Raw genomic sequence first — 26,677 nt, forward strand, 5'->3', positions numbered from 1 at the left:
CTTCGGGCCTTTGTTATTTATGAATAGAGCGAGGGCTCGCCTTCGGGCCGGGTCTTGAAGCGCTTGTGCACCCAGTAGTACTGGGGCACCATGGTGCGGATCTGGGCTTCCAACTCACGGTTCTGGCGCGTGGTATCAGCCACTACATCGTCAGTGGGAAAGTCCTGCCAGGCCGGAGAGATGGTGACTTCGTAACCCTGCGGCGTCAGCCGCGTGTACATGCCGATCACCTTGGCCTTGCCTAGCCGCGCAAAGCGCGACAGCGAGGGAATGGTCGCGGCCACCTGGCCAAAATATGGCACAAACAGCGAGTCGCTGGGGCCAAAGTCCATATCTGGCAGCAGGTACAACAGCCCATGGTCCTTGCGCAGGCTGGCGATGATGGGCTTGATGCCATCGTCGCGGTTGAGCATGCGCACATCGCCAAAACGCTGGCGGCCCTTGCGGATCCAGGCATCGACATCGGCATTGGGCTGGGTCGAAAAGATCGACGTGAAGGGCCGGCTGCAGTGGATGGTGAGCGCCGTACCGCCGGCATCCATGCTGTAGAAGTGCGGCGCAAAGATGATGGTCGGCGTATCGCCTTCCAGCTCTTCGAGCGCGCCCGTCATGCGGGTGCGTTTCTCCAGCGTTTTTTGTGGTGCAAACCACAGCCAGCTGCGGTCCAGCCAGGTTTGGCAGAACACCACAAAGCTTTGCTTGGCCCAGGCCCGGCGCTGCTCAGCGCTGGCTTCGGGAAAGCACAGCTCCAGATTGCGCAGCGCAATGCGGCGGCGCGAGGGCACCAGATAGAACAGCACCCGGCCCATCAACCAGCCCAGGCCGCGCAAGACCGACAAAGGCAGGTGCGACATCAGCCACATCCACCCGATAAACAACTTACCCATGCTTTTGACCTTCCGAGGGAGCGGCAGCGAGGCTGCGCGGCTGCTTGTAGCGCGCATAGCCCCAGAGGTACTGCTCGGGGCTGTCGCGGATCAAGCGCTCCATTTCCTGGTTGATCTGCAGTACGGCGGCTTCGGCCTCCTGGGCCAGCGGGGTCTGCAGGCCGCGCACGTACAGATCAAAGCCCCGGCCCAGGGGCCGGCGCACACAGCGCGCCAATATAACAGCCGCACCCGTCTGCTGGGCCAACTTGGCAGCCAAGGTCATCGAGTAGGCGGGCTTGCCAAAAAACGGCACCCACATGCCCTGGCCATCGGGCGGCACCTGGTCGGGCAGCAGGCCCACGCTATGGCCTTGGCGCAGGGCCTTGATCATCTGCCGCACCCCCGCCATCGTCGTCGGTGCCGAGGCCAGGCCGGGCCGGGCCCGCGCCGTCTCCATCAGCTTGGCCAGCCAGGCCTGGCGTGCCGGGCGGTACAGCACGGTGATGGGGCCATGCACCACACCCCAGCGCCGCGCCATGTACTGGGCTGACAGCTCAAAGCAGCCCATGTGCGGGGTCAAGAACACGATGCCCTTGCCCGCGGCCAGCGCCTGCTCGATGACGTCGGCACCATGGATATCGCAGGGCAGCGGCGCGCCAAACCACAGGCGCGGCACCTCAGCCACCATGCGCCCGGCATGGGCCACGGCCATTTTCACATCGGCAAAACGGTAGCCCGCCTGCTGGGCATTGGCCAGAAAGCGCCGGCGGTAGGTGGGCGAGGCGGCAAAGGTGAGCCAACCCAGGCCAGCGCCCAGGCCATGCAATAGCCACAACGGCAGCGCAGCAAATAGTCGAAACAAGAAAGGCATTAGAATGTGTCGGTCGCTGAGTTAAAGAGCAACTTGCAGGGCGACGTTAAAAACAAACTGCTAAAGCGTTCGCCAGGCTCCTTCAAGGCTCGGGCAACGCAATTGCCCAAGCTTTGAAGGAGTTTTTTGTTTATGGCAAACAGCGATTTTCTGTTTACCTCGGAATCAGTGTCCGAAGGCCATCCCGATAAAGTAGCCGACCAGATCTCTGATGCGATTTTGGACGCTATTTTCACCCAAGATCCACACAGCCGCGTGGCTGCAGAGACACTGACCAACACCGGCTTGGTGGTATTGGCAGGTGAGATCACCACCGGCGCCAACGTGGACTACATCCAGGTAGCCCGCGACACCATCAAGCGCATCGGCTACGACAACACCGACTACGGCATCGACTACAAGGGCTGCGCGGTGCTGGTGGCCTATGACAAGCAAAGCCAGGACATCGCCCAGGGCGTGGACAAGGCCAGCGATGACGAGCTGAACACCGGTGCCGGCGACCAGGGCCTGATGTTTGGCTATGCCTGCGACGAAACGCCCGAGCTGATGCCCGCGCCGATCTACTACGCGCACCGCCTGGTCGAGCGCCAGGCCCAGCTGCGCAAGGATGGCCGCCTGCCTTTCCTGCGCCCTGACGCCAAGAGCCAGGTCACCATGCGCTATGTGGACGGCAAGCCCCACAGCATCGACACCGTCGTGCTGTCCACCCAGCACAGCCCCGATCAGTCGGAAACCGCCACCAAGATGAAGGCCAGCTTCACCGAAGCCATCATCGAAGAGATCATCAAGCCCGTGCTGCCATCGGAATGGCTGCAGGACACCAAGTACCTGATCAACCCCACCGGCCGTTTCGTCGTGGGCGGCCCCCAGGGCGACTGTGGCCTCACCGGCCGCAAGATCATTGTGGACACCTACGGCGGTGCCTGCCCCCACGGCGGCGGCGCGTTCTCCGGCAAGGATCCAACCAAGGTGGACCGCTCTGCCGCCTACGCTGCCCGCTATGTCGCCAAGAACGTGGTCGCTGCCGGTCTGGCGCGCCAGTGCCAGGTGCAGGTGGCCTATGCGATCGGCGTGGCCCGTCCGATGAACATCACCGTCTACACCGAAGGCACCGGCGTGATCCCCGACGCCGAGATCGCCAAGCTCGTGGCCGCGCACTTTGACCTGCGCCCCAAGGGCATCATCCAGATGCTGGACCTGCTGCGCCCGATCTACAGCAAAACGGCGGCTTATGGCCACTTTGGCCGCGAGGAGCCTGAGTTTACGTGGGAAAGAACCGACAAGGCAGCAGTGCTGCGCGCTGCTGCGGGCCTGTAAGGCCCCCGAGCGCAGCGAGTTTGTCGGTTCTTCGGCGCAGGCTCACATCGCTCGCGATGTGAAGGGCCGCCAGGCCCGGCCGAAGCCAAAGACCGCTGACAGCCAGCAGTGCTGCGCGCTGCTGCGGGCCTGTAAGGCCCCTAGCACAGCGAGTGTGTCGGTTCTTCGGCGCAGGCTCACATCGCTTGCGATGTGAAGGGCCGCCAGGCCCGGCCGAAGCCAAAGACCGCTGACAGCCAGCAGTGCTGCGCGCTGCTGCGGGCCTGTAAGGCCCCTAGCACAGCGAGTGTGTCGGTTCTTCGGCGCAGGCTCACATCGCTTGCGATGTGAAGGGCCGCCAGGCCCGGCCGAAGCCAAAGACCGCTGACGGCAGCAGTGCTACGCGCTGCTGCGGGCCTGTAAGGCCCCGAGCGCAGCGAGTTTGTCGGTTCTTCGGCGAAGGCTCACATCGCTTGCGATGTGAAGGGCCGCCAGGCCCGGCCGAAGCCAACGTACAGACAAGGCTGCGCTGCTTCGTGCTGCAGCCGGTCTGAAGTAATTCAGGTCAGTCTTCGCAAAAAATCCGCTCGGAGTGATCCAGCGGATTTTTTCATGCGCGCTCGTCAGTCCGGGCAACGCACTCACAATCCTCTCGCACTCAGCGCCAGCTGCTGCCTGAACTCCGGCCGCACCCGGTACAGCTGCGCCGGCCGGTGCGCGCCACCGGCCTGCATTTCGCCCGGCACGGGCTCCAGCATGCCCAGCTCGTCCATCTTGCGGCGAAAGCTCACCTTGTTCAGCGGCTCGCCCAGAATGCTTTCATAGACCTGCTGCAGCTGCGGCAGGGTAAAGGTCTCGCCAAAAAAATGCACCGGCAGCGAGGAGTACTGGCTCTTGCTGCGCACCCGCGCCAGCGCTGCCTGCAGGATCTGTGCATGGTCAAACGGCAGCTGGCCAGTGGCAGCGACGGGTACCAGCTTCAGCCCCGGCCTTGGCGTGGGCAGCTTTTGTTGCGGGATCAGTGCGCAATAGCTGATGGCGACCGACCAGCCGCGCGGGTCACGCGCCGGGCCGCTAAAAGTGGCCAGCTGTTCCAGGTACGCCTCTTCGATCCCCGCCTTGCTGCGCAGCACGCGGGCGGCACTGGCATGGGCATCGGCGTCCTCTTGCGCATGGATGTAGCCGCCCGGCAAAGCCCAGACTCCGGCAAACGGCGCGCGCTCGCGCTGCACCATCACGACGCTCAGCACCCCGTCCACCAAGGTCAGCACCACCACATCCACGGTGGTCAGCACCTGGATGGAGGCGGCTTCACTTTGCATCATTTCTGTACCAAGTCTTTTTCATGAAGGGCAGTATGCCGCTGCAGCCACCCAGAATCAATAAAAACACAGACTTCAGGCAAAAGATTTGCTTCGACCTCTTTTTAATTAGTTAGTTGCAAAAATGTTTTAACAAGCGTAGACTGCCTCACATCGAAGGAGAAAGACATGCGCCAACGCACACAGCTGCTCATCATCGACCCGCAAAACGACTTTTGCGATCTGCCGCCAGATTGGCGCCCCAGCAGCGCGGCAAGCCCCGCGCCTTATGCCCCCAGCCTGCCGGTGGCGGGGGCGCATGCCGACATGCAACGCCTGGCGCAATGGCTGCTGCAGCATGCTGCGCAGCTCGATGGCATCACCGTCACACTCGACTCCCACCAGGCCTATGACATTGCCCACCCCGCCTTCTGGCAGCAAGGCGATGGCAGCACGGTGCAGCCCTTTACCGCCATCACGGCGGCCCAGATGCGCGACGGTAGCTTCAAGCCCCGCAACCCGGACGAGCAGGCCCGTACCCTCGCCTATCTGGATGCGCTGGAAGCCCAGGGCCGCTACACCTTGATGGTCTGGCCGCTGCACTGCGAGATCGGCAGCATCGGCCATGGCGTGCATGCCGACATATTGAACGCCTGCCGCCAATGGCAAAGCCAGCGCCAGCGCGCAGTCAAGCATGTGTTCAAGGGCATGAACCCCTACACCGAGCACTACAGCGCCATCTGCGCCGAGGTGCCCGATCCGCAGGATGCGGAAACCGGCCTCAACACCGCCCTGCTCCAGCAGCTGGCGCAGGCCGATACCCTGGTGATTGCCGGCGAAGCGGGCAGCCACTGCGTGCGCGCCACCACCGAGCACATCGTGCAGCATATGGCGGCACTTTGGGGCGCGGAGGATTTCTCGCGTATCGTCCTGCTGACCGACTGCATGAGCCCCGTCGCCGGTTTTGAAGCGGCCCAAGACACCTTTTTGCAGCAGATGCGCGCCCTCGGTGTACGCTGCTGCACCAGCACGGCTTTCAGTTTGTAAGCCGTTTGGCCATTGGTGCTTGAGGGACAAGCGCTGATGGATCGTATTTTTGACAGAGAAAGACGCGGTATGCAGCCCATCATCACCAGCCTGCTCGACACCGATTTGTACAAGTTCACGATGTGGCAGGCCATGCTCCATCGCCATCCGCAGACACAGTCCACCTACCGCTTTGTCTGCCGCTCGCAGACCGAGTTTCCGCTGGTCGATCTGCTGGCCGAAGTGCGCGCCGAGATCGACGCGCTGTGTGCGCTGAAGTTCAAAAAGGACGAGCTCGACTACCTGGCCAGTCTGCGCTTCATGAAGAGCGATTTCATCGACTTTCTGCGCATCTTCCAGTTCCAGCGTGATTTCATCGAGGTCGAACCCGATGGTGACGGCCTGCATATTGTTGCCCATGGCCCCCAGGTGCATGTGATGGGCTTTGAGATCTTTGTGCTGTCCATCGTCAACGAGCTGTATTTCCGCCGCTTTGCGCAGGCCAGTGCGCTGGCCGAGGGGCGCAAGCGCCTGGGGGCAAAAATAGTGCGGCTGCAGGAGCTGGCGCAGGAGGCCAAGCACCGCCACCCCTTTGAGCTGTTTGATTTTGGCGTGCGCCGGCGCTTTTCGGCCCCCTGGCAGCGCGAGGTGGTGCAGGCCTTTGCCACGCAAACGGCGCAGTGGTTCAAGGGCACCTCCAACGTTCTGCTGGCGCGCGACCTGAACCTGGTGCCCATCGGCACCATGGCCCACGAGTACCTGCAAAGCTACCAGGCCCATGGCGTGCGCCTGCGTGATTTTCAGATCGCTGCGCTGGAAGACTGGGTGCAGGAGTACCGGGGCGACCTGGGCATTGCGTTGACCGATACCGTCGGCATGGATGCCTTCCTCGCCGATTTCGACATGTACTTTGCCAAGCTGTTCGACGGCTTGCGCCATGACTCGGGCGACCCCTATGAATGGGGCGAAAAAGCGCTGGCCCACTACGCCAAGCTGCGCATCAATGCGCATGCCAAGCGCCTGGTGTTCTCCGATGGCCTGACCCTGGACAGCGCGCTGGCCCTCTACCAGCACTTTGCCGATCGCATCCAGTGCGGCTTTGGCATCGGCACCCAGCTGGCCAACGACATGGGTCTCAAGCAGCTCAACATCGTGATGAAGCTCACGCATGCCAACGGCCAGCCGGTGGCCAAGCTCAGCGACAGCCCAGGCAAAACCCTGTGCGACGACGAGACCTACCTGGCCTACCTCAAGCAAGTGTTCCATGTGACGCAGTAAGGAGCCTCCATGCTCAAGATCACCCTGGCCCAGCTCAACCCCACCGTGGGCGACATGGACGGCAACATCGACCAGATGCTGGCCGCCGCCCGCCAGGCACAGGCCGACGGCGCGCAACTGGTCGTCTTTGCCGAGCTGTCGCTGACCGCCTACTACCCCGGCGATCTGCTCGACGAGCCCGATTTTCTGGCCGGTGTGGATGCCGGCATTGCGCGGCTTTTGCAAGAGAGCCAGCAACTGCCCGATCTGCACTGGGTGCTGGGTGCGCCCACCCGCGCCGCCGGCCCCGGCAAGCACCTGCACAACAGCCTCTTGGTGCTGCACAACGGCGCCATCCGCCTGCAGTACGACAAGCAGCTGCTGCCCACCTACAACATCTTTGACGAGCGCCGCCACTTTGAGCCCGGCCGCGACGTGGCCAAGGTGCTGCGCATCGGCCAGATGCAGGTCGGCTTTCTGATCTGCGAGGACGGCTGGAACGACAGCGGCGCCGACTACGCCACCAACCCCTTCGAGCGCATGGCCGATGCCGCCCCCGATGTGGTGGTCAGCATCAATGCCAGCCCCAGCCACCTGGGCAAGCGCGAGGAGCGCCACCAGATCTTCAGCCAGGCCGCGTGCCGCCATGGCCTGCCGATTCTGTATGTCAACCAGATCGGGGGCCAGGACCAGATCGTGTTCGATGGCGCATCGTTTGCGGTGCAGCCCGAGCGTGGCATCGTCTGGGAGGCGCCGCGCTTTGTGCAAACCGTCTGCACGCTGGGCTTTGACAACGGCGACTTCTGCCTGCCCGATGGCACACGGCCCACCACCCCTCCGGCAGAAGGCCTGCCGACGATGGAATTCTACCGCCAGCAGACCCTTCTGGGCCTGCGCGACTATGCGCGCCGCTGCGGCTTTCGCCAGGTGGTGGTCGGCAGCTCCGGCGGCATCGATTCGGCGCTGACCCTGGCGCTGGCCGCCGAGGCGCTCGGCCCCGAGAACGTGGTCGGCATCACCATGCCCTCGCGCTATTCTTCCAGCGGCTCGGTGGATGACTCGGTAGCGCTGTGCCGCAACCTGGGCATTGCGCTGCACACGCACCCGATTGCCGACCTGGTGCAGGGCTATGCCCAGCAGTTTGAGGCCAGCTTTGGCGCTCCCTTGCAAGGCCTGCCGCTGGAGAACGTCCAGGCCCGCATTCGCGGCACCATTCTGATGGAGTACAGCAATGCTTTTGGCCACCTGCTGCTGACCACGGGCAACAAGTCCGAGATCTCGGTGGGCTACTGCACCTTGTATGGCGACACCAACGGCGGCCTGGGCCTGATCGGCGACCTGTACAAGACGGAGGTGTTCGCGCTCGCGCGCCATATCAACGCCAGCGCCGGGCGCGAGATCATCCCCCGGGCCATCATTGACAAGCCGCCATCGGCCGAGCTGGCCCCCGACCAGAAGGACGAGGACAGCCTGCCGCCCTATGCGGTGCTCGACGAGATCCTCAAGATCCTCATCGAAGGCCAGCGCCTGTCGAGCCTGGAGTACGACGCCGCGCGCCTCTTTGTCGATCGCTTTGTACAGACCGAGGCCGGGCGCCAGACCCTCGCCAAGGTGCAGCGCATGGTCCACCGCAGTGAGTACAAGCGCCGCCAGGCGCCGCCCATCCTGCGACTGCGCCCACGCGCCTTCGGCACCGGCCGGCAAATGCCGATTGCGGCCTACTACCCATGAAGACACAGCGCGGCGCCCCGGCACATCCACAGCGCATAATCCCAAGCCAGCACCCCAGCAGGCACCAAGACAACGAGACATGATCGCAGCTACCGAGCACTATGACCTGGCCGTATTGATTGGCCGCTTCCAGCCGCCGCACCTGGGCCACCTGGCCCTCTTGCAGCAGGCGCTTGCCCGCGCCAGCAAGGTGGTGGTGGTATTGGGATCTGCGCTGCAGGCCCGCAGCCCCAAGAACCCATTCACCTGGCAAGAGCGTGCGCAGATGTTTGCTGCAGCGCTCTGCCCCACCGATGCAGCGCGCCTGGTGTTTGTGCCCATCCGCGATTACTATGACGAGCCGCGCTGGGTGACCGCGGTGCGCGAGGCCGTCACCAGCCACAGCACACCGGGTGCGCGCATTGGCCTGGTGGGCCACTTCAAGGACGAGAGCAGCAGCTACCTGGCCCACTTCCCCGGCTGGGAGCTGGTGAGCCTGCCGCGCCAGAACAGCATCGACGCCACCCCCATCCGCGACACTTACTTTGGCACGCAAGGCGATGGCTCCGCAGCAAGTCTTGCCGCCTTGGCCGACATGCTGCCCGCCAGCTCGCTGCAGTTTCTGCAACAGTTCCGCACTACCCCAGAATACGCCGCGCTGCAAACCGAATGGCAGATGCTGCGCCGCTACCAGGCCTCCTGGGCGGCAGCGCCCTACCCACCGGTCTTTGTCACCGTCGATGCGCTGCTGCGCTGCGGCAACGAGGTGCTGCTGATCCGCCGTGGCCATGCGCCCGGCCAAGGCCTGCTGGCCTTACCCGGCGGCTTTGTCGAGCCGCGCGACAGCCTTTGGCAATCCTGCCTGCGCGAGCTGCAGGAAGAGACGCATTGCGCGCTGGACGAGTCGCAACTGCAGGCCAGCCTGCAATCGGTGACCGTGTTCGACCACCCCGACCGCAGCCAGCGTGGCCGCACCATCACCCATGTGCATTATTTCGACCTGCAGCGCAGCCCCAAGCCCGCCGTGCGCGCCGACGATGACGCGGCCGAGGCCTTCTGGCTTAGCATCGATGCGATACGCGCCCGCGAGGCCGAGTTTTTTGAGGACCATTTCCAGATCGTGCAGAAAGTACTGGCGGGCAACGCACAATAGCGGCCATGCAAGCCTTTGTCTCCAACCGCCAAGGTGCCCGCTGGCCCTGGCTACTCATTGCCGTGCTGGTGCTGCTGGGTATCGGTCGTTTTCTGGTGTTCAGCGCGCACGCACCGGTGCTCGGCTACCCCAACAACTTCGATTTCCTGCGTACCTCGGGCTGCGTCGGCATCTGGAACTTTGACGCCCAGTCCGAAGCCTTCCACAGCCCTGCACCCGACCGGGTGGTCGCGCAGCTGCACTACAACAACGAGCGGCTCTGGCAGTTTTGCAATCCCACGGCCGAGACCCTCTACCTGAGCGCGCTCAAGCTCGGGCACAGCGTGGGGGACACCTTCCCCATCCAGCACCTGGCCTATACCAAATTGGCTGTCTTGCTGCTGGCCTATGCCGCGCTGATGTGGGCCTTGCGCAGCATGCGCCTGCGCGTGTTTCTCAGCGCCTGCTTTGTGCTGCTGTGGTGGGACATGAGCACCTTGCTGTACTTTCAGTCGCTCTACCCCGTCTTTAGCAGCCTGTTCTTTTCTTTGTTCGTGGTGGTGGCCCTGCTGGCCTGCCGCCTGGATGCGTACGCGCGCAGCCCCTGGGCCTCGCTGCTGCTGGCAGTGCTGACCTTTATGCTGGGGTTTTCCAACCAGCAGTACTTTTACCTGGCCATTGTGCTGGCTGCCGCCTTCCTGCTCTTCAATGGCAGGCACTACCGCTTGCACAGCGCTGCCATGCTGTGCGCGGTGCTGGTGGCCAGCTTCTGCCATAGCTATCTGCGCCCCGCACAAAGCCAGGAGTTCTATGCCGGCATCGACCGCGTCAACCGCATCGACACCATCTTCTATGGCGTGTTGATGCATTCCAGCAAGCCAGAAGAAGCAGCCGTCAGCCTCGGGCTGCGTCCCGAATGCGCCCAAATGGCCGGTATCAATGCCCATGTCTTCAACCATGGCCTCAAAGAGAACATATGCCCGGAGGTCGCCAGCATCAGCCGGTTGAAGCTGCTGGACTTGGCGTCCCAGCAACCAGCGACTATTGCCAAGACACTGCTCGCGGGCGCAGAGGCCTACAAGCCGGTCTATGGCTTTTTCCCGCAGCTCTACCCCCACCGCGCCAGTGAGCTGTCGCCAGGCATGTATGCCAGCTCGCCCTCATCGCTGATGGTGAGCGCCCCCCGGGGACTGTACCTGGGAATGGTGGCCACCATGGCCTTGCTGGCAGCAGCCGCCTTTGTTTATGCGCTGCTGCCTCGGGGGCGCCAGTGCCTCTGGGCACATGCCATCTGGCTGGGCGGCTTGCTGTGTTTCTACAGCATCTTCAGCTCGGTGTTTGGCGATGGCCTGCTGGAGGTCGAACGCCATGCAGCCGTTTTCCTGCCTGGCTTCATCCTTCTGTGGCTGGGGGCGCTCTTTGGCCTGCTCGATCGCCTGCGTGCGGCAAGATAGCGCCATGTCCGTGCCCCCCCCCTCGCCCTGCCACCGCCTGCAAGGTCTTGTGCGCCTGATGCGGCCGCGCCAGTGGATCAAGAACGGCTTTGTGCTGGCGCCGCTGGTGTTCACCGGGTCGTTCACCGACCACCATGCCGTGCTGCAGGCCTTGCTGGCCATGCTGCTGTTTTGTGTCGCCTCCTCGGCTACCTATATCGTCAACGACCTGCGCGACATCGAGCAGGACCGCAAGCACCCCCGCAAATCCCAAAGCCGCCCCCTCGCCGCAGGCCTGGTGACTGTGCGCCAGGCACTGCTGCTGCTACTGGTGCTGTATGTGCTGCTGCTGGCCGCATGGCCGCTGGCACCGCAGGTGCTGCCGGTGATTGCTGCCTACCTGGCGCTGAACCTGGCCTATAGCTACTACCTCAAGCACCAGCCCGTGCTGGATATTTTCACAATCGCCATCGGCTTTGTGCTGCGCGTATGGGGTGGTGCGCAGGCGTTGCAGGTACCGATCAGCGCCTGGATGTTTGTCACCACCTTGTGCCTGGCCCTGTATCTGGCAGCCCTCAAGCGGCGCCAGGAGCTGCTGCAAACGGGTACCGAGGCCCGGGCAGTATTGCAGAAGTATTCGGTGTCACTGGTGGAACGCTACGCAGAAATCGCCGCCACCGGCGCGCTGCTGTTCTACAGCATGTTTGTGATGTCGGTCCGCCCGCAGCTGGTGGTGTCCATACCGCTGGTCCTGTTTGGCCTGTTTCGCTACTGGTATGTGGTGGAAAAGCTCGATGGCGGTGAGTCGCCTACCGATGCCTTGCTCAGCGATCTGCCGCTGCTGCTGACGGTGCTGGCCTGGGTGCTGGTCTGCCTCTGGGCACTGGCAGGGCTGAAAGGATAAGCATGGACCTGTCGTATCTGCTGACCCCGTTGCTGGCCTGGCTGGTTGCTGGCTCGCTCAAGTTTCTGATCAACAGCTTGCGCGCGGGCAAGCCCGCCTTTGGCTTGATCGGTTATGGCGGCATGCCCAGCAACCACAGCGCCATTGTCAGCAGCATGGCTGCGCTGGTCGCGTTCAAACAGGGCATTGGTCACCCTGCGTTTGGCGTCGCGCTGACCTTGGCATTTATCGTGGTGCTAGATGCCAGCAGCCTGCGCCGGCAGGTGGGCAAACAGGCGCAGGCCATCAACCACCTCCAGGCGCAAGCTCCCGATGCGGCACCCACAGCCCCGCCGCTACGCGAACGCATGGGCCACAGCCTTGCCGAGATTGTGGGCGGTGTGGTCTGCGGCATCCTGCTCGCCTGGGCCGTGCAGGCCTGGCTGCCGTTGTACGATTGAGCCTTTGCTTGCCAGCGCCCCAGCGGCTTTTTCGTATGCCATTGACCATCCGCCCCGCCACCATCGACGACACCGACACCATCCTGCGCTTTGTGCGTGATCTGGCCGTCTATGAAAACGCCGAGCACGAGGTGCTCTCCACAGCCGCCCATGTGCACAAGTCCATGTTCAGCGCAGGCGCCACGGCGCATGGCCTGATCTGCGAGCAAGATGGCCAGGCCATTGGCTTTGCGGTGTATTTTTTCAACTACTCCACCTGGCAGGGGCGCAATGGCCTCTACCTGGAAGACTTGTACGTTGACCCCAGCCACCGTGGCAGCGGCGCGGGCAAGGCCCTGCTGCGCCATCTGGCGCGCATTGCCGTGGACAAGGACTGCGGGCGCTTCGAGTGGAGCGTGCTGGACTGGAACACGCCATCGATCGAGTTCTATGACAGCCTGGGCGCCAAGCCGCAGAGCGAATGGATCCGCTACCGGATGACCGGCGAGGCGCTGGAGGCCTTTGCCAAGGGTTGAGGACAAGGCTCAGCCCGGGGGGGCCAAGCCACCGCCTCAGACCGCTGCGGGGTCAAAATCCAGCTGGTAGTTCTGCGGGCCGCGTGCGGCGATCTTCAAGGCGCCCATGCGGTTGCCCAGTTCCACGCAGCTGCGCAGCGGACGGCCCTGCTCCAGGCCCCAGAGCAGACCACCGCGCCAGGCATCACCGCAGCCGGTCGGATCGACCACGGCCGCCGCCTGGATGCCAGGCACATGGGTGCGCTCACCGTTTTCCCAGAGCTCGCAGCCCTCGGCACCCAGGGTCACCATCAGGCCCTGCACCTGGGTAGAGATCTCGGCAAACGACAAACCCGTGCGCTCGCTCAGCATCTTGCCTTCATAGTCGTTCACGGTCACCCAGGTGGCCAGGCTGATGAAGTGGCGCAGGTCATTGCCATCGAACATCGGCAGGCCCTGGCCCGGGTCAAACACAAAGGGAATGCCGGCCGCATGCAGCTGCTCGGCGTGCTGCAGCATGGCGTCACGCCCATCGGGCGCCACGATGCCAATGGCTGCGCCACAGTCCTTGGTGATGGTGTTTTCATGGGCCTGCATCATCGCGCCAGGGTGGAAGGCGGTGATCTGGTTGTTGTCCATGTCGGTGGTGATCATGCACTGGGCGGTGTAGTGGTCGTCGAGCTTTTTGATAAAGCGCGTATCGATACCCAGCTGCTTGAAATGCGCGACATAGCCGTCACCATCATGACCCACCACGGCCATTGGCAGCGCCTGGCCACCCAGCAGGTGCAGCGCATAGGCAATATTGCCGGCGCAGCCGCCAAAATCGCGGCGCAAGGTCGGCACCAGAAAGGACACGTTCAGGATATGGATCTGATCGGGCATGATCTGGTCGGCAAAGCGGCCCGAAAAGGTCATGATGTTGTCAAATGCGAGCGAGCCGCAGATCAGCGAAGCCATGAAGCTATTCTTTCTGTTATCAAAAATTCAAGGGTAAAACGCCAGCACACGGTAGCCCACGACATCACCTGCCGCCTCTGCCACCTGGATGACCATCTCCGCCGTCCACTCGCCATGCGCGTCCAGCGCGGCAGGTGCCTGCAGCTCCTGCGGGCTCAGCACGCGGCGCAGCACCAGCTTTTCTGCCGCGTCATTGAGGCTCAGCTCCAGCGCAGGGACTGCCACTGGATAGTCCGCCCCATTGCGCAAGACCACGCGCAGCCGGAACTGGCGCGGCCCCACGGCGTTGAAGCTGGTGCTGTCGATGGAGACGGCCTGCAGCTGCCGGGGCGGCGCAATCTCGCAACCCGCCAGACGGCAAGCCGCTTGCAATGCCGGGCGCCATTGGGGTTGGGCCAGGACCAGGCGGTCACGCTGGGTCAGCGCGATCTGCAGCAGCAAGGCCGCCAACAGCAGCAGGCTGAGCAACAGCGACAGCACGACCACCCAGGGCTTGCGCCAGAAGGCCTTGCGCTTGGCGGCGCGCACAAAACCGGGCTCGGCTGCCGCACCCATGCCGGCAGCAGCAGCGGTGTCGGCAGCGGCTGCATCGGCGGCCGCAGCATCGGCAGCCGCTGCATCAGCAGCTGCAACGGCCTCGTCCATCTGCGCCACATAGTTGGTGGCTGCAGCCAGCGAGGGCTCCAGCTTGCCGGCATCCAGGGTTCTGCCCGCCATCTCGGGCGCCAGCAGCAGCGCATCCTCTTGCCGCGCCGCCGAGCCGGGGTCGGACAGATCATGGGCGCTGCTCTGCCTCAAATACGGCGGAGGTGAAGCAGGCGCCTGCACCTGCACGTCTTTTGCGGCCGGGGCAGCGGGTGCCATCACATTGTCTACAACCAGCGCCGGGGCCTCAGCCACCTCAACGGGCTGCGCTGGAACTGGCGGTACGGGCGGCACAGGCGGCACAGGTGCCTGCGCGGGCTTTTGGCGCTCGGCAATGGCCTCCAGCAAGCGGCCCTCGCGGGCTTGCAGCTCCGCCAGGTCGTCCGTCGCCGAAAAGTCCACCCGGCTGCTGCGCAGCGATTCCGGGCGCTGGTCTGCCATCGGCTGCCATTCGCTCTCCAGACCGCTGCGGTCCTGGCCTGCGGGTGGCGCGACAGGGGTCTGCGCCTGGGCCTCTTCCTCATAGGCCTGCATCCAGGACGAATCCACATAGCCCGAATCCCCGCTCGCATTGGCGCGGCGCGGAAACACCAGCACCGACAGCTCGGGCACCTGGGCGTTAGGGTCCACCTGCAGCGAGTTCTCGGTCCGCAGCACCGCCGCCCCCTCCTGCACGGGCTCGGCGCTGGGTGCAGGAGCTGCAGGCGACACCATCTGCGATGGCGCGACCGCCGGGGCCTGCGCGGCGACAGCGGCATGGTCCACAGCCGGCACCTGCGGCCCTGCGGACACTGCCGCCGGCGCGCCGGCCACCAGGTGCGTCAGCGCATCAAACACCGCCTTGCACTTGCCACAGCGCACCCAGCCATCGGAGATGCGCAATTGGTCATCCACCACCTTGAAGCGGGTCTGGCACTGGGGGCAACGCGTTATCTGGCTCATCGCAGTGGATTGTAGGGTCAGAAGTTCAGCGGCCTGTCCCGGTGGCGGAATCTGCTGCGCGCCGTGCTGTCATCAGCACCCAGCCGTCTTCGGTATCGGCCACGTCCAGCTGCAGATAAGGGGCGTAGGCGGCTTTCAGCTCATCGGTCTGGCGCTCCAGGATGCCGGCCAGCACCAGGTGGCCACCCTGGGCCACATGGGCGCAGAGCAAGGGGGCCAGCACCTTCAGCGGGGTGGCCAGGATATTGGCCAGCACCGTCTGGTACTCGCCCTGGGCGGCATCAGGCAAGCCGGCGCGCAGCTGCACATGGTTGGCCTGGGCGTTGTATTCGGTCGATTCCACGGCAGCGGTGTCAATGTCCACCGCATCAATATCCACCGCACCAAACTTGGCGGCACCAATGGCCAAAATGCCGGAGCCGCAGCCGTAGTCGAGCACACGGCCCAGGTCCTGGCCTTGCGCGCCGCGCTGGGCAATCCAGCGCAGGCACATGCGGGTGGTGGGGTGGGTGCCGGTGCCAAAGGCCAGGCCCGGGTCCAGCCGGATGCTGCGGGTCGCGGCCGCTGGCAGCTCATGCCAGGTGGGCACAATCCAGAATTCCGGCGTGATGTCCACCGGAGCGAACTGCGATTGGGTCAGGCGCACCCAGTCCTGCTCGGCCACTTCACGGATGCCCAGCAGGCTGCAACCTGCAAAGAAATCCTGCAGCTGCAGCAGGCTCTGCGCCTCTTCGGCCGCAGCGCGCTGCGGGAACAGCGCCACGATGCGGCTGCGCTGCCAGCCATCCTTGGGCGGCGGCATGCCGGGCTCGCCAAACAGCGCCTGCTCGGCATCGGTCTGGGCATCGGCATCTTCGACCGAGACGCTGAGCGCATCGAGCGCATCCAGCGCTTCGCTCACGCTCTCGACCCGGTCTTCCGGGCACATCAGGCACAGTTCGTACATGACAGGGTTTCCTTAATGCAAAAAGCTGGCATTCCCTTGGAAATGCCAGCATCTATCACGATGAAAGGGGGCGCATCAGCGCTTGCGCGCAGCCAGCCACTCTTCCAGATAGTGGATATTGGTGCCGCCGGCATTGAACTTGGCATCCACCATCAGCTCCGAATGCAGCGGGATATTGGTCGAAATCCCTTCGACCGCCGTCTCCAGCAGCGCGGTGCGCATGCGGGCAATGGCCTGTTCGCGGGTGTCGCCATAGACGATCAGCTTGCCGATCATCGAGTCGTAGTTCGGTGGCACAAAGTAGTTGGCGTACACATGCGAATCGACGCGCACACCCGGGCCGCCAGGCATGTGCCAGGTGGTGACCCGGCCAGGCGATGGCGTGAACTTGTAGGCATCTTCGGCGTTGATCCGGCATTCGATCGCATGGCCACGCATCTGCGCGTTGATCTGGCGCTGCGTGAACGGCAGTTTCTCGCCAGCGGCCACCATGATCTGGGTGCCGACGATATCCACGCCAGTGATCCATTCGGTCACCGGGTGCTCGACCTGCACGCGGGTGTTCATCTCGATGAAGTAGAACTCGCCGTTTTCGTACAGAAACTCGAACGTGCCCGCGCCGCGGTAGCCGATCTTCTTGCAGGCGGCCACGCAGCGGTCGCCGATCTTCTCGATCAGGCGGCGTGGAATGCCAGGGGCCGGCGCCTCTTCAATCACCTTCTGGTGGCGGCGCTGCATGGAGCAGTCGCGCTCGCCCAGGTAGACGGCGTTCTTGAACTTGTCGGCCATCACCTGGATTTCGATGTGGCGCGGGTTTTGCAGGTACTTTTCCATGTACACCGCAGGATTGCCGAACGCAGCACCGGCTTCAGCCTTGGTCATCTGCACGGCATTGACCAGCGCAGCCTCGGTATGCACCACGCGCATGCCACGGCCACCGCCGCCGCCTGCGGCCTTGATGATCACCGGGTAGCCGATGGCCTTGGCAATGCGACGGATCAGTGCGGGGTCATCGGGCAATTCGCCATCAGAGCCAGGCACGCAGGGCACACCGGCCTTGATCATCGCCTGCTTGGCCGAGACCTTGTCACCCATGATGCGGATGGACTCGGGCGTCGGGCCAATGAACTGGAAGCCGCTCTTTTCCACGCGTTCGGCAAAGTCGGCGTTCTCGGACAGAAAGCCGTAGCCAGGGTGGATCGCCTCGGCGTCGGTCACTTCGGCCGCCGAGATGATGGCCGGCATGTTCAGGTAGCTTTGGGCCGACGGAGCCGGGCCAATGCAGACGGCCTCATCGGCCAGCTTCACATACTTGGCGTCGCGGTCGGCCTCGGAATAGACCATCACGGCCTTGATGCCCAGCTCGCGGCAAGCGCGCTGCACACGCAGTGCGATCTCTCCGCGGTTGGCAACCAGAATTTTCTTGAACATGGGCGAGGCCTTATTCAATGATGAACAAAGGCTGACCAAATTCCACGGCCTGGCCGTTCTCGCCCAGGATCTGCTTGATCGTGCCGGACTTGTCGGCTTCGATCTCATTGAGGATCTTCATCGCTTCAATGATGCACACGGTGTCGCCTTCCTTGACCTGGCTGCCAACCTCGACAAAGGCCTTGGCGCCGGGCGCGGACGAGCGGTAGAACGTGCCTACCATCGGCGACTTGACCGTATGGCCTTGCGCCGCAGCGGGAGCAGCTTCTGCCGGCGCAGCGGCAGCAGCGGGGGCTGCTGCAGGGGCCGCAGCGGGCAACACGGGCGCCGCCATCACTTGCTGCACCACAGCGCCGCCGCCCTTCACAATGCGAACCTTGCCTTCTGCTTCGGTGATTTCCAACTCCGAGACATTCGATTCGGACACGAGATCGATCAGGGTTTTCAGCTTGCGTAAATCCATGGGAGCTCCAACGGCTAGAAAATCAAACAGGGCGCAAATTTACTCCAATTTCGCCCTATTTGACTCAATATCTTTGATTTTTGATCAACGGCACTACTGCCGTCCCGGCTTGCACACCTTATAGACTTGCCCAATTTTGCAAGTCAGATGCAAGAAGTTGCCCCATTTTACGATGTTGAACGTCACCTTGCCTACCAAATACCACTGTGAACGGTAGGCCGCCGGCGGAATTGCCCAGATCGCGCGTCAGCTGCGTGCCGCCCATGCCGGCAATCCCCACGGGGAAGGCCAGCGACGTGCGCTGCAAAAAACGCTGTACTGCCGCATCCTGGTCCACCGCCAAACCCACCACCTGCCAGCCTTTGGCGCGCTGCGCTTCGTAGAACTGGTTGAGCATCGGCAGCTCTTCAACACAAGGCGGGCACCAGGTGGCCCAAAAGTTCAGCAGCAAGGGCTTGCCCTGGAAGACCTGCATGCGCACTTCGGTCTGCCCGCCAGGCGCCGCAAAGGCCTGGCCCCACAGCCCGTCCATCGCCGGGCCACTGGGCTCGGCCAAGCGGTGGCGCCACCAGGCCCAGCCTGCACCGGCGGCCAAAGCTGCCGCCGCTACGCCACCGGTCAGCAGGCGCCGGCGGCTGGCGGCGGCCTGCGCTGGCAAGGTTTGCGCTGCATCAACAGGCGCGCGTTCAGGTGTCGGCATGGGGCATCACTCCGTGGGTGGGGTCAGCAGGCGGCGCACCGCCTCCAGCGAGCCGCGCGGTGTGCGGCCCTGGGCATCGGGCTTCAAGGCGCCGCGCAGGTCATCCAGGTCATAGACCAGGTAGTGCACACCAATGTTTTCATGGAGCGGTTTGCAAAGGCTGCTGATCGACAAGGCATCCACCGTCTCACCGTGGAAACCGTTGATCGACGATACCTTATAGCGCACGCCATGGTCAATCAGCGCAATCTCAGCCGATTTGGAGTCATCGCAGAACAACTGAATGTATATATCAGACAGGCGCGTGGCCGTGCCATTCCAGACGGCGCCTGCCAGATAAGGCCGGAAAGCCTCCATGCGCTCCATCCACACGACGGCCATCTCGCGCAAGGCGCGCAACTCAGCGGGCTGGGTGTCGGCGCAGAACAGCTCAAGGTACTCGCGCACCGCCGCTTCCAGCACCTCGTTGTCGGGCAGCGCCGTGCGGCCTGGCAGCCCCAGCTGCTTGACGGCGCGCTTCTTGGCCGGCCCCCACTCCAGGCCTTCCTCCACCACCATGCGTGCGGCGGTATTGGCGATTTCCCAGCTTGCATCAGTCTTCATGCATTCCATTGTGTCGGATTTGCATGGCCCCTGCGGCACTTGCTTGCAATTACAGCCGCCCAGAGCGCGGCTTATATCCGGACGCGCCGTAGAATCGACGTCCATGCACATTCATATTCTGGGTATCTGTGGCACCTTTATGGGTGGCGTAGCCGCACTGGCACGCGAGGCTGGGCACAAGGTGACGGGCTGCGACAGCGGCGTCTACCCGCCGATGAGCGACCAACTGCGCGCGCTGGGCATCGAGCTGATCGAAGGCTTTGGCGCCGACCAGCTCGCGCTGCAGCCCGATATGTACGTGGTCGGCAACGTCGTCAGCCGTGCGCGCCTGGACGATGGCTCACCCAAGTTTCCGCTGATGGAGGCCATCCTCGACACCGGCGCCCCCTACACCAGCGGCCCCCAATGGCTGGCCGAGCATGTGCTGCAGGGCCGCCATGTGCTGGCCGTGGCCGGCACCCATGGCAAAACCACGACGACCTCGATGCTGACCTGGATTCTGGAGGCCGCAGGCCTGCAGCCGGGCTTTCTGGTCGGTGGCGTGCCACTCGATTTTGGCGTCTCTGCCCGCCTGGGTGCGCCCACCCGGCCCGGCGGTGGCGACCAGCGCCCCGTGTTTGTGATCGAGGCCGACGAATACGACACCGCCTTTTTCGACAAGCGCAGCAAGTTTGTGCACTACCGCCCCCGCACTGCCGTGCTGAACAACCTGGAGTTCGACCATGCCGACATCTTTGATGACCTGGCAGCGATTGAGCGCCAGTTCCACCACCTAGTGCGCACCGTGCCCGCCAGCGGCCGCGTGGTGGCCAATGGTGTTGAAGAAAGCCTGACCCGCGTGCTGCACCAAGGATGCTGGAGCGAAGTGATGCGCTTTGGCGCTGCCATTGACGATATGCGCGCCGAGGGCGACCCATCCAACTTTGAGGTGCTCTACAAAGATGCGCCCGCTGGCAGGGTGCAGTGGGGCCTGAGCGGCGTGCACAACCAGATGAATGCGCTCGCTGCCATCGCTGCGGCCCAGCATGTGGGCGTGGCACCCGCAGAAGCGGCCCAAGCCTTGTCGCGCTTTCAGAACGTCAAGCGCCGCATGGAATTGCGTGGCACCGCTGCCGGCATCCAGGTCTACGACGATTTTGCCCACCACCCCACGGCCATCCGCACCACCTTGGATGGCCTGCGCCAGCAGGTGGGCGCGCAAACCCGCATTCTTGCGGTGTTCGAGCCGCGCAGCAACACGATGAAGCTGGGCACGATGAAGTCGCAACTGCCCTGGTCGCTGGAATCGGCCGACCTGGCCTTTTGCCACACTGCCGGCCTGGACTGGGACGCCGCCCAGGCGCTGGCCCCCATGGGTGCCCGCGCCCAGACCGCCAGCAATATCGACAGCCTGATCGCCCAGGTGCTGCAGGCAGCCAAGGCCGGAGACGTGATTGTCTGCATGAGCAATGGCGGCTTTGGCGGCATCCACGACAAATTGCTGCAGGCGCTTGCGGCCCGGGGTTGATAGGCCCGCCACCATCAAGAATAAGGCGAGCCCCCAGCTCGCCTTTTTGCTGACAGCGACCTTAACACCAGGCCAGCGGCACCAGCATCATGGGGCTGGGTCCTGCGCACGCCTGCGCTTAACCAGCCAACGGTATCCCGTCGGCCCCAGCACCACCGCAGCTGCCAGCACCCAGAGGATGGTGCAGACCGTGCTGGCCCAGAGGATGGACACATCGCCATTGGTGATGGACAGCGCACGCCGCAGGTTTTGCTCCATCATCGTGCCCAGCACAACGCCCAGCACCATCGGCGCCATGGGCACCTGGAGCTTGCGCAGCAGGTAGCCGATCACGCCGATGGCGACGACCGCCATCAGGTCAAAGGTCGTGGCACTGATGGCATAGACACCGATAAAGCTGATGGCCAGGATGCCCGGCACCAGCAGCCAGCCCGGGATGGACAGCATCGAGGCAAACACCCGCACCATCGGGATGTTCATGACCAGCAGCATCACATTGGCAATCAGCAGCGAGGCGATCAAGCCCCAGACCAGCGCGGGCTGCTGCTCAAACAGCACCGGGCCGGGGGTGATGTTGTAGAGCGTGAGCGCGCCCATCATCACGGCCGTCGTCCCCGAGCCAGGGATGCCCAAGGTGAGCATGGGGATGAACGAGCCGGTAGCGGCGCTGTTGTTCGCCGCCTCAGGCGCGGCCAAGCCACGCATGTCTCCCTGGCCAAATTTGGCATCCGGGTCTTTGTCTTCTATATAGCGCTTCTCGTTGGCATAGGCCACGGCCGAGGCCACGCTGGCGCCCGCCCCTGGCAACACGCCCATCACAAACCCGAGCAGGCTGCCACGGATGGTGCTGCCGGAGGTAAAGCGCAGCTCGCGCAGATTGAAGAGCTTGCGTTGGCTGGGTGGCACTTCGACGCTTTGGCCCGAGAGCTTGTTCTCCAGCATTTGCAGCATTTCCGCGACGGCAAACAAGCCAATGACAACGACGACAAAATCCAGGCCATCGGCCAGGTGCGGGATGTCGAAGGTATAGCGGTAAACGCCGGAGTTCGCATCCACCCCGATCGTCGCAATCGACAGCCCGATGGCGGCCGCCAAAAGCCCTTTGATGGGTTGCTCCCCCAGCAAGCTGGTGAGCGCACAGAAGGCAAACACCATCAGCACAAAGTATTCCGCCGGGCCAAACGCCAAGGCCCACTGCGCCAGAAAGGGCGCAAACGCGGCGATACCGACAATGGCGATGAGGGAGCCGACAAAGGAGGACCAGGCCGACAGGGACAGCGCCACGCTTCCCAGCCCCTGGCGCGCCAGCGGGTAGCCATCCAGCGTGGTCATGACCGCAGCCGCCTCGCCGGGCACATTGATCAGGATCGAGGTGATCCGGCCTCCGTATTCGGCACCCACATAGACAGCGGCCAGCAAGATCAAGGCGGTATCGTGCGGCAAGCCCATCGCAAAGGCGATCGGCACCAGCATGGCGACCCCGTTCGTCGGGCCCAGGCCCGGCAGCACACCGACGATGGTGCCAAAGAACGAGCCAATCAGTGCCACGAGCAAGTTGGTGCCCGAGAAGGCAACACCAAAACCCAGGGAGAGGTTATCCAGCATCGCGCTCATAGCAGCCCCTCCAGCCAGCCCAGTGGCAGCACCACGTCCAGCAAACGGTCAAAAAGAACATAAAACAGCACGCTCAGGCTGGTGCCACCGATCCCGCACTGCAGCCAGCTGCCACCAAAGAGCCGGCCCACGCAGGCGGCAACCACGGCCGTGGCCAGCACAAAGCCGGCCCACTGGAACAGCCCGGCGTACACCAGCACCAGCGCCACCATCAGCGCAATGCGGCTGTTGGCCCCGGGCGGGTTGGGCGCTGCCGGGTTGCCGCCTTTCACGACAAGGCGCAGGCCACACAAGCCAATCACCGTGGCCAGCAACAAAGGAAAGGCGCGCGGACCCACCGGCTCGTAGGCAAATGCTGCCTCCAGCCCGTGTCCAAACCACGCCAGAAAGGCCGATAGCAGCAGCGCCGCCACGCCCAGAGTGCGATCATTGAGAACCATAGATATCTTTCCGCAAGATGTGCGAGTGCAGCGGACCAGGGTATCTGGCCGCCTTGTTCAAGCCCCATGGGCCAGGCTGGCAGGTGCCATGCCCAGGCAGGCCTTACTTGACCAGCTCCTGCTTGACCAGGTCTTACTTGACCAGGTCAAAGGACGTGGCCAGCTCGGTGTAGTGCCGGGTACGGGCCTTGATGTAGTGGTCGAGCTCGGGCCCCGTCTTGTTGAAGGGCATGAGACCCAGTTGCGCCTGGGCCTTGCGGAACTCGGGCGTGGCCATGGCTTTGTCAAACGCCTGCAGCCACCAGCGGTAGTCGGCATCCGATACCTTGGGCCCCACGTAGAAACCCCGGATGATCGGCCATTCGATGTTGAAGCCCTGCTCGGCAGCGGTCGGCACGTCGGCCAGCTTGCCCGGCAAGCGCTCGGAGTGGAAAACCGCCAGCACGCGGATGGGGGCACCGCCTTCGAGCATGGTGACCGCCTCGGCCGCATCCCCCATGAAGGCCTGGACATGGCCGCCGCGCAGCGCCGTGACGGCTTCGCCACCGCCCTCAAAGGCAACGAAGCGCATTTTCTTGTAGTCCACGCCGGCGGCGCGCGCGGTCAGCGCTGCCTTCATCCAGTCCTGGCTGCCAATGGAGCCGCCCGCGCCCAGCACCACCTGGCTCGGATCTTCCTTGAAAGCCGCCATCAGGCCCTTGAGATCCTGGTGGGGCGAATCCGCCCGCACCACGGCCACACCGTAATCCGCACCCACAGTGGCCAGCCAGCGCACATCATCGGCGCTGTACTTGCCAAACTTACCCTGGGCCAGATTGAGCAGCGAGCCACTGGAGAAGGCAGCAATGGCGCTGCCATCTGCCGGGCGCTGGGTGATGATGCTGTTGTAGGCCACCGCACCAATGCCGCCAGGCATGTAGACGATGCGCATGGGTTTCTGGAGCGCCTTGGACTCGCGCATGCCCGTCTGGGCCAGGCGGCAGGTCAGGTCAAACCCGCCGCCAGGCTGGGCCGGGGCAATGCACTCCGGGCGGCGGGGCTCTGCCTGCGCCATCGCTGGCACCCAGGTGCTCGCTGCGATGACCGTGCTGATGAAAAGGCCTGAGGCCTGGCCTGATAAACGGCTTGCAAACATAGGTTTTGTCTCCTTTTTTGGGCATGGGCGCTTTGGCCAAGGGGCGGCTGGCCAGAACCTGGCTGGCAGCGCTGGCCAAGCGTGGAACCTGGTCGGGCGAGGGATCGCCACCAAGGTAGACAAAGACTAAACGCTCGCGGCTTTCAATAGCCTTTCAATTCGGGGTTATTCCCAGGTCAGCGGCGGTATGCGGCATCCGGAAGCTGCCGTGCAAACCCAGCTGCCCCTGCGCATCACGGCCATTGGCCAGCTTGAACTCGGCGCCATGCATCTGGGCAATGGTCTGCACAATGGCCAGGCCCAGGCCCGCGCCCTGCTGGCGCTTGCCCGCAGCACCACGCCGAAACCGGCTGCCCGCCTGTGCCCTGTCGTGCTCGCTCATGCCCCCACCGCTGTCGATCACCACCAGCGCGATGGACGACGCGCTGCCCCGCAGCTGCACGGTGACCTGGCCACCGGCAGGCGTATAGCGGATGGCGTTGTCCACCAGGTTGCTGATCGCCTCGCGCAGCAGCCAGCCCAGGGCCTGCACCTGCCGCCCTCGGGGGTCGTCGCCCAACCCCACCACATCCAGCCCCAGGTCAATCTGCTTGGCGCGCGCGAGCGGCCACAAGGTGGTGACCACCTGCTCCGCCAGTGCCCGCAGATCGACCTCGGCAAATTGCGATCGGATACTGGCAGCGGCCCCGGCATCTCGGGCGCGGGCCAGCGCCAGCATCTGCTGGGTCAGGCGCTCGGCCCGGCCCAGACCGTCTTGCATCGCATGCAGTGCAGCCCGCATCTGGGCCGGGTCCCGCTCACGCAATGCATAGCCGATCTGGGTACGCAGCAAGGCCAGCGGCGTGCGCAGTTGGTGGGAGGCGTCATCAAGAAACTGCCGCTGGGCCTGGGCGCTGTGGGCATAGCGCTCCACCAAATGGTTCAGCGATTGCACCAGTGGCCGCACTTCTGCAGGCAGGCTGGCCGCATCGATGGGCGAGAGGTCATCCCAGGCGCGCGCATCCAGGTGCTGGCGCAGGCGCTTCAATGGCCTGAGCGCGCGCACCACGCCCGCCACCAGCAACACCACGCTGATGCCGACCAGCAGCACATCGCGCAAGATGGCACGCGTGACCATGTGCCGCTCCACCAGCGCACGCTCCTGAAGATTCTCTGCCACCTGCACCACGATGCGGCTGTGCGGATTGCCCGCGACGGGCGGGTCCGCCAGCCGAGCCCAGGCGGCCACACGGATGGGCTCATTCAGGTACACCGCGTCATAGAACTGCGGCACGCCGAGTTCGAGCTCGCCCTCGGGCAAAGGAAGGCCCGGATTCCCCATTTCAACCAGACCGTCCTCGGTCGCGACCCGGAAGTAGACCCGGCCGTTGACCGTCAACTCGAAGAATTCCAGCAGCAGATACGGCTGCTCCACACTCAAGCCGCCGCTGGCTGTGGAGATGTTGTAGTGGATCGCGCGCAACGCACCCGCCAGCGCACGGTCATAGGCCTCGTCAACCTGGATGCGCAGGCTGTAGGTGGACCACAGCAAGCTGCCGCCCATGCCCAGCAGCAAACCCGGCACCAGCCACACCAATAGCGCAGCCTTCAAAGAGCGGGCGCGATCACACCAGCGGTGGCGCCAAGCAGCGCGGCCATCCAGATCGCGATCGGCGCTGCGCCAGATCATGGGCCTTGCAATGCAGCGCCGGCTACGCCACGGCCTTGCATCTCTTCCAGGCAGTAGCCCAGACCGCGCAGGGTGACAATCTGCACGCCACGGCCCAAGAGCTTCTTGCGCAGACGAAACACCAGTACCTCAATGACCTGGAGGTTCACATCCCGGTCTCCAAGGAAGACCCGGTCCAAAATACTTTGCTTGCCCACTGGCTCACCGCTGCGCTGGATGAGCGCCAGCAACACCGCATGCTCTCGGGGTGTCAGCGGCAAGGCATCGCCCGCCATCGAAAAGCGCTGCGCAGCAACATCAAACTGCAACAGCCCGCAGGACAGCCGAGGGTGCTCGCGCCCCCGGCTGCGGCGAACCAGGGCCTGCAGGCGCGCCTCCAACTCATCGAGCAAGAAGGGTTTGGCCAGAAAGTCGTCGGCACCATTTTTGAGCGTGCCGACGCGCTCAGCCAGGGAGTCCCGCGCAGTCAGCACCAGGACGGGTGTGCGGTCATCGCGCTCGCGCATGCGCTCCAGCACGGTGCGGCCATCGATGCCAGGCAGACCCAGGTCCAGCACCACCGCATCAAAGTCTTCCTGCTGCAGGCGCAGATCTGCCATCTGCCCATCGCCCACCCAGTCCACGACGATGCCCGACTGCTGCGCCAACGTTCGGGCCAGCCAGTGCGCCAGATCTTGTTCATCCTCCACCAACAGGATTCGCATCCACCCTCCCTCCCGAGATATCTGCCAGATGCACCCATGGTTGGAGCAACACACTCTTCAGCCAGCATCCATAGCGGTTGATTAACGATGCATTCTCCACAATAGAAAAAACCCACTCATTGTCGAGCGGGTTTTTGGCGTGGTGAGCGAACCCAGCGGCTCGCGCTTTGAGGTCAGGCGGGCAG

Annotated in this window: 25 protein-coding genes; 10 read left to right on the forward strand and 15 right to left on the reverse strand. The window is 63.9% G+C overall.

Going from position 1 to position 26,677, the window contains the following annotated elements; all coding sequences use genetic code 11:
• Positions 1-17 precede the first annotated feature (17 nt).
• Positions 18-887: a lysophospholipid acyltransferase family protein gene (locus tag WH367_RS02425; RefSeq protein ID WP_339519753.1), complete on the reverse strand. Its 870-nt coding sequence runs from the start codon at positions 885-887 to the stop codon at positions 18-20.
• A complete protein-coding gene (locus tag WH367_RS02430; RefSeq protein WP_339534023.1) occupies positions 880-1,740 on the reverse strand; it encodes a lysophospholipid acyltransferase family protein in 861 nt (286 codons plus the stop codon). The genes WH367_RS02425 and WH367_RS02430 overlap by 8 nt, the downstream gene beginning before the upstream one ends.
• A 132-nt stretch (positions 1,741-1,872) precedes the next feature.
• Between WH367_RS02430 and metK the strand changes: the two genes are divergently transcribed.
• Positions 1,873-3,057, forward strand: coding sequence for a methionine adenosyltransferase (gene metK / locus WH367_RS02435; RefSeq protein WP_133856926.1), 1,185 nt, complete (start codon positions 1,873-1,875; stop codon positions 3,055-3,057).
• Between the two features lie 620 nt (positions 3,058-3,677).
• Here the strand turns inward: metK and WH367_RS02440 are convergent.
• Positions 3,678-4,361: an NUDIX hydrolase gene (locus WH367_RS02440; protein ID WP_445228053.1), complete on the reverse strand. Its 684-nt coding sequence runs from the start codon at positions 4,359-4,361 to the stop codon at positions 3,678-3,680.
• Between the two features lie 165 nt (positions 4,362-4,526).
• On the opposite strand from WH367_RS02440, the gene WH367_RS02445 reads away from it, so the two are divergent.
• The 8 genes from WH367_RS02445 (at position 4,527) to WH367_RS02480 (ending at position 12,754) form a co-directional block, all read left to right on the forward strand.
• Positions 4,527-5,384 (forward strand): cysteine hydrolase, encoded by an 858-nt coding sequence (locus WH367_RS02445; RefSeq protein ID WP_339534025.1) that lies wholly within the window; start codon positions 4,527-4,529, stop codon positions 5,382-5,384.
• A gap of 69 nt (positions 5,385-5,453) precedes the next feature.
• On the forward strand, positions 5,454-6,641 hold the full coding sequence (gene pncB / locus WH367_RS02450) for a nicotinate phosphoribosyltransferase (RefSeq protein WP_339534026.1): 1,188 nt from the start codon (positions 5,454-5,456) through the stop codon (positions 6,639-6,641).
• A gap of 9 nt (positions 6,642-6,650) precedes the next feature.
• Positions 6,651-8,351 (forward strand): NAD+ synthase, encoded by a 1,701-nt coding sequence (locus WH367_RS02455; protein ID WP_339534028.1) that lies wholly within the window; start codon positions 6,651-6,653, stop codon positions 8,349-8,351.
• Positions 8,352-8,430: 79 nt separating this feature from the next.
• Positions 8,431-9,483 carry a bifunctional nicotinamide-nucleotide adenylyltransferase/Nudix hydroxylase gene (locus WH367_RS02460; protein ID WP_339534030.1) on the forward strand — a complete coding sequence of 351 codons (1,053 nt, stop codon included), beginning with the start codon at positions 8,431-8,433 and terminating at the stop codon, positions 9,481-9,483.
• Between the two features lie 5 nt (positions 9,484-9,488).
• Positions 9,489-10,916 carry a glycan biosynthesis hexose transferase WsfD gene (wsfD, locus tag WH367_RS02465; protein ID WP_339534031.1) on the forward strand — a complete coding sequence of 476 codons (1,428 nt, stop codon included), beginning with the start codon at positions 9,489-9,491 and terminating at the stop codon, positions 10,914-10,916.
• Positions 10,917-10,920: 4 nt separating this feature from the next.
• Positions 10,921-11,799, forward strand: coding sequence for a decaprenyl-phosphate phosphoribosyltransferase (locus WH367_RS02470; protein ID WP_339534033.1), 879 nt, complete (start codon positions 10,921-10,923; stop codon positions 11,797-11,799).
• Positions 11,800-11,801: 2 nt separating this feature from the next.
• Positions 11,802-12,239 (forward strand): divergent PAP2 family protein, encoded by a 438-nt coding sequence (locus WH367_RS02475; protein ID WP_021026140.1) that lies wholly within the window; start codon positions 11,802-11,804, stop codon positions 12,237-12,239.
• A 35-nt stretch (positions 12,240-12,274) separates the two neighbouring features.
• The gene (locus WH367_RS02480; protein WP_339534034.1) at positions 12,275-12,754 is read left to right on the forward strand and encodes a GNAT family N-acetyltransferase; all 480 of its coding nucleotides are present in this window, start codon (positions 12,275-12,277) and stop codon (positions 12,752-12,754) included.
• A gap of 36 nt (positions 12,755-12,790) precedes the next feature.
• Here WH367_RS02480 and WH367_RS02485 read toward each other — a convergent pair whose 3' ends face one another.
• From WH367_RS02485 to WH367_RS02515, 7 genes are all read right to left on the reverse strand, one after another.
• Positions 12,791-13,693: a carbohydrate kinase family protein gene (locus WH367_RS02485; RefSeq protein WP_339534035.1), complete on the reverse strand. Its 903-nt coding sequence runs from the start codon at positions 13,691-13,693 to the stop codon at positions 12,791-12,793.
• A 27-nt stretch (positions 13,694-13,720) separates the two neighbouring features.
• Positions 13,721-15,280, reverse strand: coding sequence for a zinc-ribbon and DUF3426 domain-containing protein (locus tag WH367_RS02490; protein WP_339534036.1), 1,560 nt, complete (start codon positions 15,278-15,280; stop codon positions 13,721-13,723).
• 25 nt (positions 15,281-15,305) lie between these two features.
• A complete protein-coding gene (gene prmA, locus WH367_RS02495) occupies positions 15,306-16,226 on the reverse strand; it encodes a 50S ribosomal protein L11 methyltransferase (protein WP_021026144.1) in 921 nt (306 codons plus the stop codon).
• Between the two features lie 75 nt (positions 16,227-16,301).
• The gene (accC, locus tag WH367_RS02500) at positions 16,302-17,657 is read right to left on the reverse strand and encodes an acetyl-CoA carboxylase biotin carboxylase subunit (RefSeq protein WP_021026145.1); all 1,356 of its coding nucleotides are present in this window, start codon (positions 17,655-17,657) and stop codon (positions 16,302-16,304) included.
• A 10-nt stretch (positions 17,658-17,667) separates the two neighbouring features.
• Entirely contained in the window at positions 17,668-18,120 is a 453-nt protein-coding gene (accB, locus tag WH367_RS02505) for an acetyl-CoA carboxylase biotin carboxyl carrier protein (protein WP_021026146.1), read from the reverse strand.
• Positions 18,121-18,238: 118 nt separating this feature from the next.
• Positions 18,239-18,820, reverse strand: a complete 582-nt coding sequence (locus tag WH367_RS02510; RefSeq protein ID WP_339534037.1) for a TlpA disulfide reductase family protein — start codon at positions 18,818-18,820, stop codon at positions 18,239-18,241.
• A 6-nt stretch (positions 18,821-18,826) separates the two neighbouring features.
• On the reverse strand, positions 18,827-19,423 hold the full coding sequence (locus WH367_RS02515; protein WP_339534038.1) for a hypothetical protein: 597 nt from the start codon (positions 19,421-19,423) through the stop codon (positions 18,827-18,829).
• A gap of 103 nt (positions 19,424-19,526) precedes the next feature.
• Here WH367_RS02515 and mpl point away from each other — a divergent pair, with 103 nt between their 5' ends.
• Positions 19,527-20,930, forward strand: a complete 1,404-nt coding sequence (mpl, locus tag WH367_RS02520; protein ID WP_339534039.1) for a UDP-N-acetylmuramate:L-alanyl-gamma-D-glutamyl-meso-diaminopimelate ligase — start codon at positions 19,527-19,529, stop codon at positions 20,928-20,930.
• Positions 20,931-21,017: 87 nt separating this feature from the next.
• Here the strand turns inward: mpl and WH367_RS02525 are convergent, their stop codons facing one another.
• The 5 genes from WH367_RS02525 to WH367_RS02545 form a co-directional block, all read right to left on the reverse strand.
• Positions 21,018-22,544 carry a tripartite tricarboxylate transporter permease gene (locus WH367_RS02525; protein WP_339534041.1) on the reverse strand — a complete coding sequence of 509 codons (1,527 nt, stop codon included), beginning with the start codon at positions 22,542-22,544 and terminating at the stop codon, positions 21,018-21,020.
• Positions 22,541-22,984 (reverse strand): tripartite tricarboxylate transporter TctB family protein, encoded by a 444-nt coding sequence (locus WH367_RS02530; RefSeq protein WP_339534043.1) that lies wholly within the window; start codon positions 22,982-22,984, stop codon positions 22,541-22,543. The genes WH367_RS02525 and WH367_RS02530 overlap by 4 nt, the downstream gene beginning before the upstream one ends.
• Positions 22,985-23,117: 133 nt before the next feature.
• Positions 23,118-24,038 (reverse strand): Bug family tripartite tricarboxylate transporter substrate binding protein, encoded by a 921-nt coding sequence (locus WH367_RS02535; protein WP_239645010.1) that lies wholly within the window; start codon positions 24,036-24,038, stop codon positions 23,118-23,120.
• A gap of 235 nt (positions 24,039-24,273) precedes the next feature.
• A complete protein-coding gene (locus WH367_RS02540) occupies positions 24,274-25,788 on the reverse strand; it encodes a sensor histidine kinase (protein WP_339534044.1) in 1,515 nt (504 codons plus the stop codon).
• Complete coding sequence (locus WH367_RS02545; RefSeq protein ID WP_339534045.1) at positions 25,785-26,492, reverse strand: response regulator; 708 nt, start codon at positions 26,490-26,492, stop codon at positions 25,785-25,787. Before WH367_RS02545 ends, WH367_RS02540 begins: the two co-directional genes overlap by 4 nt.
• Between the last annotated feature and the right edge of the window lie 185 nt (positions 26,493-26,677).

This window comes from Comamonas sp. MYb21, assembly GCF_037479395.1.
Classification (GTDB): domain Bacteria; phylum Pseudomonadota; class Gammaproteobacteria; order Burkholderiales; family Burkholderiaceae_C; genus Comamonas.